At 76.3% G+C, this 1,436-nt stretch carries 2 protein-coding genes; both read left to right on the top strand.

All coding sequences use genetic code 11. The features are described from left to right. The first annotated feature begins 45 nt into the window (after positions 1–45). Positions 46–471 carry a MarR family winged helix-turn-helix transcriptional regulator gene (locus ACYVE9_RS11000; protein WP_461027599.1) on the top strand — a complete coding sequence of 142 codons (426 nt, stop codon included), beginning with the start codon at positions 46–48 and terminating at the stop codon, positions 469–471. A gap of 173 nt (positions 472–644) precedes the next feature. Then, positions 645–1,436, top strand: a 792-nt coding sequence (locus ACYVE9_RS10995) for a protein kinase family protein (RefSeq protein WP_461027593.1), incomplete at its 3' end; no start/stop codon positions are given.

The raw sequence follows: 1,436 nt of genomic DNA, 5'->3' as shown, positions 1-1,436 counted from the left end.
GAGCAGGGAGGGACGGGCGAGCGCGGGGAGCGGAGCGGGCAGGAGCTGTTGAGCCGGGCCGCGGTGACCTCGTTCCGGCTCAACGGCCAATTCCTCACCGTCGCCGAGCAGCTGTCCCGGCCCGTCGGACTCACGGCCGCCCGGTGGCAGGTACTCGGCGCCGTACTGCGCGAACCGCTGCCGGTGGCGGCCGTCGCCCGCGCCATGGGCATCACCCGGCAGAGCGTGCAGCGCATCGCCGACCTGCTGGTGGAGGGCGGCCTGGCCCGGTACGAACCGAACCCGGCCCACCGGAGGGCGAAGCTGCTGGCACCCACGGAGTCCGGCATGGCAGCCGTCCGTCGCATCGATCCGGCACACGCCGACTTCGCCGCCCGGCTGACGGACGCAGCCGGCGGCGAGCAGCGCCTCACCGAGCTGGTCACCGCGGCCGAACAGCTCGCCGCCCTGCTCGACACCCTCACGGAGTGACAACTCGCCGGTTCCGGCACCCGGTTGCCGCCGCTACCGCCTCGCTCCTCGTGCGGACACCTGCGTCGCGTGTGGCCGCCCGCCGGGTTCGCACAGGCCGACCCGGCTCGAACTGCTGACCGTTATCCTCGGTGACCAGGGGGACACGGCGAGGAGTCGGGGGCTCGGGGGCCATGGAGGAACTGCGCGGGGACGATCCGCGACGCGTCGGCGGCTACCGGCTGCTGGGCAGGCTGGGCTACGGCACGGGCGGACACCGCACCTACCTGGGCCGTTCCGAGCACGGCCGGCGGGCGGCACTGGAGGTGTTCCACGCACTCCATGACGAAGCGGCACAGCGAGCCGCCTTCCGGAGCGCCCTGCGCAAGGAGGTGACCGCCGCGCGGAGGCTGACCGGCCGCTGGACGGTGCCCGTGCTGGACGCCGACCCGGAGGCCGACCCGCCGTGGGTGGCGACCGCCTACCGGGCGGGCCCGGCGCTGAGCCACCTGGAGCTGGGCGCGCCGCTGCCCGCCTCGTCGCTGCGTCCGCTCGCCCACGGACTGGCCGGAGCCCTGCGGGAGTTGAGGGACGCGGGACTGCCGTACCGCCCGCTCACCCCGTCCCGCGTGCTGCTGACGCCGGACGGTCCGCGGGTACTGCCCACCCTCGGCCACGCCCGACCCGGCCCGGGCGGGTCGGGAGCACCGGGCGGGTTGTCGTCGCCGAGTGCGCGGGGGCAGGACGGGCCGGACGGCCCGGGCGTCTCGGAGTCCGAGGCGGTGCGCAGCCTGGGCGAGGTCCTGCACTACGCCGCCACCGGACGTCCCCCGCACCGGGAGGCCTCAGCCCGAATCAACGGCACGGCCCAGGGGGACGGCACGGCCCAGGGGGACGGCACGGCCCAGGGGGACGGCACGGCTGCGGCTGCCTCGGCCGGCTCCTCTCCCCCGACGGGCCTGCCGGGGCTCGCGGACGGCGTCCCG

This window comes from Streptomyces sparsus (assembly GCF_054776295.1).
This window is presented reverse-complemented; position numbering and strand designations above follow the sequence as displayed.